The following is a 6,367-nucleotide window of genomic DNA, read 5'->3' as shown; positions in this document are numbered from 1 at the left end:
CGTCATCCCGGAGCAGCTCCTGGTACAGAGCCCGGCACTGGTGGGGCTTGACGATGAGGACGCAGGGCGGGCCCTCGTCCGTGTCGCCGCAGTCGCCCAGCTTCATGGTCGTCTGGGTGTAGACCTGGGAGCGGCGGGTGGCGCCGCTGATGCTGATCTTGCCCCGGGCCGACAGGGAGCAGTCCTGCACGCCGGCGTTGGCCGTGATGCTGCCCACGGTCTTGACATCGGCAAAGGCCACCACGCCCTTGCCGCCCTGGTCCACCAGCACATCCCTGGCCGCCGTGATCCGCACCCGGTTCCCCGCCGTGCCCTTGACACTGCCCTGGATGGTGATGCCGCCGCTGGCGCTGGTCAGAACGCATCCCTGGCCGACATCACCGGTGATGCGGATCCCTTCGCCCGCCTCGATCCTGATGTCCGGCGGCACCGGGCCGTCGATCTCCACTCCGCCGTCGAAAAGGATATGGCCGGTGACCGGGGACGGTGCCAGGACCTCGCCGGGCTTGCCGCGATAGCCCGGCGGCGTGACGATGAAGAGCTCCGTGATCCCGTAGCGCCGCAGGCTCTTGATGTAGTCCGCGGTCAGGACCACGCTGCGACTCAGGAGCGGGAGATCGCCGCCGATGCTGCTGTCGAAGATGTCCGCCGCCAGGACCTCCCCTTCCTTCACATCATCGATAGGGACCTTCTTCATGGCTGCCGGGGGCTGAGGTTCATCAGGAGGACACCGGCCGGCACTGGCAGCTCGGCTCGGGGCCCACACTGCGGCACAGGCGGCCAAAGCCGCCGGCCAGGGTGCCGCCGGCCCAGAAGGCCTTGGCCTGCCGGAAGTCCACGTACCAGTAGCCGCCGGGCTTGTGGGTGTCGCTGGTGTAGATGAAGGCCTGGCGGGGGGAGAAGCCGGGGGGCAGGTGCAGGCCGCAGGCGTTCTTCTCCGGCGTCAGGAGGGAGAGAGCCTCGTCCAGGGTGGGCAGGCGCCAGTCGTGGTGGCCGGCCAGGCCGGCCCGGTTGACCTCCCCCCGCCACCGGCCAAGGCGGAGGAAGGATACGGTCTCGTCATGGCCATCCCGCTGCCAGACAAGGCCGGTGACCCGCTCCGTGAGGGTGAGGCCGTCCTGGTTGTCCACCAGCTGGAGCGGGAAGCAGCCGCACGGGTTGTGGCTCGCCTCGAAGAAGTTGCGGGCCGCAATGAGGGCCGGCAGATCGGCTTCGGCCAGCACCCGGGGCTGGGCCCGGAGCAAGACCGGCGCCACCGCAGGCAGCACGTCCGCCGGCCCGGGCAGGCCGGTCTCCGGGCTGGTGCCGCCGCAGGCGGCCACCGGTGCCAGATAGCGGCCGGTGGCATCCTCCAGCACCTCGGCCTCCAGCCAGGCGCGGATGCCGCCATCGATGGCGTAGCTCTTGTGCTTCCAGCTCCGGCCCTGGGCCTCGACGGCGGCGGCCAACAGCGCGGCCGGCGCCTTGATCCGGGCCAGCACCCGCGCGTGGCGGATGCCCCGCTCCATAAGGCAGAGGACCGGCTCCGGCCCCCAGCTGTCGATGTAAAAGTAGAGATAGCGCTCCCGGCTGCTGTGCACCCGGCCGGTGATGTCGCCGCGGCATTCGAAGAGCCCGTAGGTGGCGGCCGGGGTCATCTCCCAGTCCAGCTCCACCTGCGCGGGGTCCAGGCCCAGCTGCCGGAACAGCTCCATACCTGAGTCCCGCTACCAGGGCAGTTCGTCGTCGAGATGGAAGAAGCGGCCGCTGGGGCCGTCCGGCCCCAGGGTGGCCAGGCGGACCATGGTCTTGGCACCCTGGACCACATCCAGGGGCGCCTCCGGACCACCGAGATCGGTGCGTACCCAACCGGGATGAGCGGAGTTGACCTTGACGGGGGTGTCCGCCAGGGCCGCGGCCAGGTGCACCGTGAAGGCGTTCACCGCTGCCTTGGAGGCATCGTAGGCCAGGGGCTTGACCCCGGCTGCCGGCCCCGGCTGACTGTGGAGGGTCAGCGAGCCCAGCATGGATGAGACGTTGACGATACGGCCCGCCGGCGACTTCTTGATGAGGGGCAACAGGGCCTGGGTCACTTCCACCAGGCCGAAGAAGTTGACGTCAAAGGTGGCCCGCAGCGCTGCCGGCGAGACCGTTTCCGCCGAGTTGCTGAAGAAGGGCTCCTCTGGGCTGATCATGCCGGCGTTGTTGACCAGGATGTCCAGGCAGGCCAGGGTGCCGGCCAGACGATCGGCCAGAGAGCGGATCTGCTCGGGCTGGGTGACGTCCAGGGGCACCGCCTCCACCGGCAGGCCTTCCCGCCGCAGGGCCGCGGCCGCGGCTGCGCCCCGCTCCGCCTGACGAGCCCCCATCAGGACCCGGATGCCCAGGGCCGCCAGTTGGCGGCTGGTCTCCAGGCCCAGCCCCTTGTTGGCACCGGTCACCAGTGCAGTGCGCTGCGCAGACATGACCCTCTCCTCCCGTGACGGGCGCCGGCCCTACGGCTGGCATCGACGGCTTCTTGCCCGGTCTGGACATGTGCTATAAAAAGGAATGCCGTGTGCCGGGCGTACCATTCCCACCCTATCCCAATCGATACCGGCAGCGCAAGCAGCATCTCGCGCCATGTTGCTGCTCCCCAGGAGGAAGTCGCCATGTCCGGACCCCCCACTGTTCAACGAACTGGCGGCGCCGGTTGGGCCGCCTGGCTGATGCTGTGGCTGCTGGTCACCCCGGCATCCCTCCTCGCTGCCGCGGCGGAGGGACAGCCTGCCGCCTCCGGGGACACGGCCTTGCACGAGAAGGGCGGCGAGATCGCCATCGCCACCCAACCGCTGGCCACCCCGGTGGGGCTGCTCGCCGAGGTCATGCGGCGGGACTGCATTCTGGCCCGGGATCTGGCCGAGCTGCATCTGCGGGTCTCATTCCATCCCTTCGCCAACGGACCGGAGATCAGCGCCCTCGTTCGGCAAGGCACGATCGACGTCAGCATGGCCGGCGACACGCCAGTGCTCGTCCTGGCCACCCAGGCTGACATCCGTGTGGTGGCCCTGGCCAAGCTGGGCGGGGCCTCGGTGGTGACCTGGGCCCGGCATGACCGGATCCAGGACCTGGCTGGCCAGCGCGTCGGGGTACCCCTGGGCACCACCGCCCACTTCGGCCTCCTTCTGGGCCTCGCGGCCGCGGGCATGCAGGCCGATGACATCACCATCGTGCCCATGCCGGTGGCCGATCTGCCCCGAGCCATGACCCAGGGGCAAATCGAGGCCTTTTCCGCCTGGGAGCCCACTCCCACGGCGTTTCTGGCCGCCCACCCGGACGCCGCGGCCATCCACCGCTTCCTGAACGCGAGCTACCTCTTCTTCCGGCGCTCCCTCCTCCAGGACCGGCCTGAGGCCGCCACCCGCATCATGGCCTCGTACCTGCGGGCACTGCGCTGGCTGGGCGGCCAGGACCGGCACCTGTCCCAGGCCGCCCAGTGGACGCAGGCAGCCGCCGATGCCTTCAGCGGTCGGGCCGGGGCGTCGGTGGACCAGATCGCTGCCGTCACCCGGAGCGACCTCCTCCGCTTCGGCAGCCGGCCCCTCATCCCCCAGGGCGACCGGGAGCCCGGTGGCCGCCTGGCCAAGGCCTTCGCCTTTCTCCGGGGTCAGGGCCTGATCGCAGCCGGCGCCTCCTGGGACCGGGTGGCGGCCAGTCTGGACACCGAGCTGGCCACCGCGGTCCTGGCCGATCCCGACAGGTACCGCCTGGAAGCCTTCGACTACACGGATGGGGCCGAGCTGCCATGAGATCCGGGGGAAGCCTCGGCCGCCTCCTGCCTGCCACCATCCGGGGCAAGCTCTTGGGCCTGCTCGGCATCGGAGCTGTCATCCTGTTTGCGGGCATGGGTCTTGTCATCGCCTGGGGTCTGCCGTGGGACTGGCACCATGGGATTTACCGGCTGCAGCTGCATCAGGCCATGCAGCAGCTCTCCTCCCTGGCGAATGACCGTCGCGATCTGCTCAGCCAGTGGCTGGCGGAGCGGCTGGGTGATGCCCAGGCGATCGCCGCCGTCTTCCGGCTGGGCCTGGTCCCCCCGGATGAGGTACTGCCGCCCGGTCCCTCCCCGCCAGCTCTGGCCGAGGGCCGCCCCGGTGCGCCGCCTCCCCCCCTGGCGTCCTGGCTGGCGGTCCTCCAGCAGGCATACCGCTGCGACTCGGTGGACTTCATCAGCCAGGACAGCGGGCAGATCCTCAGCTCATCCAATCCGATCCTCATCGGCGACCGCCTCACGATCCCCGCCAGTTTGATCGGCGACGACCCGGCCCTGGTCTTTGCCCCGGGCTTCAGGGCGGGGCACTCCTCCTTCCTCCTGATCCTGCAGCCCCTGGCTGCTGCCAAGGCTCTGGTCTTCCGCTTCACCCTCGACGACGTCCTGGCCCAGATGCAGGCGCCGGACGGGCCCCTGGGAGATTCCGGCGAGGTCCTGCTGGTGACGGGAGACCGGCTGCTGCTGACCCAGCCGCGGCACCCGCTGCCTGACGGCTCCAGGCCGCGACCTTTGGTGGATCGGCTCACCGGCCCAGTGGCGGAATACGCCGCCTGGGGCATCGACGGCCTGCTGCAGACCAAAGACTACCGCCAGCAGCCGGTTCTGGCCGCGGTGCGCCACCTGCGGATCACCGCCGAGGTCGGTATTGGCGTGGTGGTCAAACAGGACGAGGACGAGATCCTGGCGCCGGCCCGGCAGCACATCCTGGCCCTGGCGGTGGTGGGCAGCGGCGGTCTGGTGGCCCTGCTCGGCCTGGTGCTCCTCCTCGCCCGCCACCTGCTGCAACCGCTGGAGGCGGTGACCGGCGCCGCCGACCGTCTGGGGGCGGGCGACCTGGGCGCCCGCGCCGGAGTGACCAGCCGGGACGAGGCCGGCCTCCTGGCCAACGCCTTCAACACGATGGCCCAGCGGATTGAGACCTGGAACCGGGAGCTGGAAGAGCGGATCCAGCAGGCCACCGGCGAGCTCTATTGGACCAACCAGGAGCTGCAGCAGAGCCGCACCCAGCTCCAGGCCATCCTGGACAACTCCCGGGACGCCATCGGCGTCCTCAAGGCCGGCCAGCTTGTTTTCGTCAACCCCGCCTACCGGCGGCTGTTCGGCTACGAGCGGCACGAGGAGCTCATGGGCATGGGCTTCCTGGAGCTGCTTGCGCCGGAGGCCCGGCCTCAGGTGCCGCAGAGCCTTGCCGAGCCGGGATGCGATGGGCAGGCGGCACCCCTGTTGGCGTACGAGACCGTGGGCCGGCGCCGGGACGGCACCAGCTTCCCCATGGACGTACAGATCTCCCGCTACGAGCTGGCCGGCGATCCCTTAAGCCTGGTGATCCTCCGGGACCTGACCGATGCCAAACAGGCGGCAACGGAGCGGGCCCTGCTCCAGGAGCAGCTCCTCCATCTGCAGAAGCTGGAGGCGATCGGCACCCTGGCCGGCGGCATCGCCCACGACTTCAACAACATCCTGGCCAGCATTCTCGGCTTCACGGAGCTGGCCCAGGAAGGCGTGCCCCCGGACAGCCCAGTGGGCCGGGACCTGGAGCAGATCGAGAAGGCCGGTCTGCGGGCCCGGGATCTGGTCAAGCAGCTTCTGACCTTCAGCCGCAAGTCCCAGGTCAAGGCGGAGCCCCTGCGGCCCGATCTCCTGGTCAAGGAGTCCATCAAGTTCCTGCGGGCCACCATCCCCAGCTCCATCACCATCCGATCCGAGATCGAGCCGGAATGCGGGCTGGTCCTGGCCGACCCCACCCAGATCCACCAGGTGCTCACCAACCTGTGCGTCAATGCTGCCCAGGCCATGGAAGACAAGGGCGGAACCCTCACGGTTGGCCTGCGGGCTGTGGAACTGGAAGCCGATGCCCCCGGCAGCCGCCCGGGTCAGCTGCCGGGGGCCTCCATCTGCCTGACGGTGACCGATACCGGCCCCGGCATCCCACCGAAGATCCTTGGCCGAATCTTTGACCCGTACTTCACGACCAAGGAAGTGGGCAAAGGCAGCGGTCTGGGCCTGGCCATTGTCCATGGCATCGTCCAGGGCCTGGGGGGCTTCATCCAGGTAGACAGCCAACCCGGCCAAGGCACCTGCTTCAAGGTCTTCATCCCCCGCCAGGAAAGCGCCGCGGCCGAAGAGGCCCGGGCAGCATCGCCGGCCCCGGGTCGGGCCCGGGGCGAGCATATCCTCCTGGTGGACGACGAGCCATCCCTGACCCGGGTGGAGGGCGTCCAGCTGCAACGCCAGGGCTACCGGGTGACCTCCTTCACCGACAGCCGGCAGGCCCTGGACGCCTTCACCGCCACACCGGAGGCCTTCGATCTCCTGGTCACCGACCAGACCATGCCAGGCCTCACCGGCCGGGAGCTG

Annotated in this window: 5 protein-coding genes; 2 read left to right on the top strand and 3 right to left on the bottom strand. The window is 69.8% G+C overall.

Features of this window, described 5'->3' with window-relative positions; genetic code table 11:
• The 3 genes from AB1634_18250 to AB1634_18240 form a co-directional block, all read right to left on the bottom strand.
• A partial coding sequence (locus AB1634_18250) for a FapA family protein (protein ID MEW6221456.1) occupies nucleotides 1–697 on the bottom strand: 697 nt, incomplete at its 3' end.
• A 22-nt stretch (nucleotides 698–719) separates the two neighbouring features.
• Nucleotides 720–1,694 (bottom strand): DUF1566 domain-containing protein, encoded by a 975-nt coding sequence (locus AB1634_18245; protein ID MEW6221455.1) that lies wholly within the window; start codon nucleotides 1,692–1,694, stop codon nucleotides 720–722.
• Between the two features lie 12 nt (nucleotides 1,695–1,706).
• Nucleotides 1,707–2,444, bottom strand: coding sequence for an SDR family oxidoreductase (locus AB1634_18240; GenBank protein MEW6221454.1), 738 nt, complete (start codon nucleotides 2,442–2,444; stop codon nucleotides 1,707–1,709).
• Nucleotides 2,445–2,630: 186 nt separating this feature from the next.
• Here AB1634_18240 and AB1634_18235 point away from each other — a divergent pair, with 186 nt between their 5' ends.
• Nucleotides 2,631–3,767: an ABC transporter substrate-binding protein gene (locus AB1634_18235; GenBank protein MEW6221453.1), complete on the top strand. Its 1,137-nt coding sequence runs from the start codon at nucleotides 2,631–2,633 to the stop codon at nucleotides 3,765–3,767.
• Nucleotides 3,764–6,367 (top strand): ATP-binding protein (locus AB1634_18230; protein ID MEW6221452.1); only part of this gene is annotated, 2,604 nt, incomplete at its 3' end. The genes AB1634_18235 and AB1634_18230, both read left to right, overlap by 4 nt.

Source organism: Thermodesulfobacteriota bacterium, assembly GCA_040755095.1.
GTDB lineage: Bacteria > Desulfobacterota > Desulfobulbia > Desulfobulbales > JBFMBH01 > JBFMBH01.
The sequence above is the reverse complement of the archived record's forward strand: the minus strand, read 5'-3'. Positions and strand labels throughout refer to the sequence as shown.

Excerpts from the sequence above, each read along its gene's own strand:
- AB1634_18245 (MEW6221455.1), bottom strand. The coding sequence starts at position 1,694 with ATGGAGCTGTTCCGGCAGCTGGGCCTGGACCCCGCGCAGGTGGAGCTG.
- AB1634_18240 (MEW6221454.1), bottom strand. The coding sequence starts at position 2,444 with ATGTCTGCGCAGCGCACTGCACTGGTGACCGGTGCCAACAAGGGGCTG.
- AB1634_18235 (MEW6221453.1), top strand. The coding sequence starts at position 2,631 with ATGTCCGGACCCCCCACTGTTCAACGAACTGGCGGCGCCGGTTGGGCC.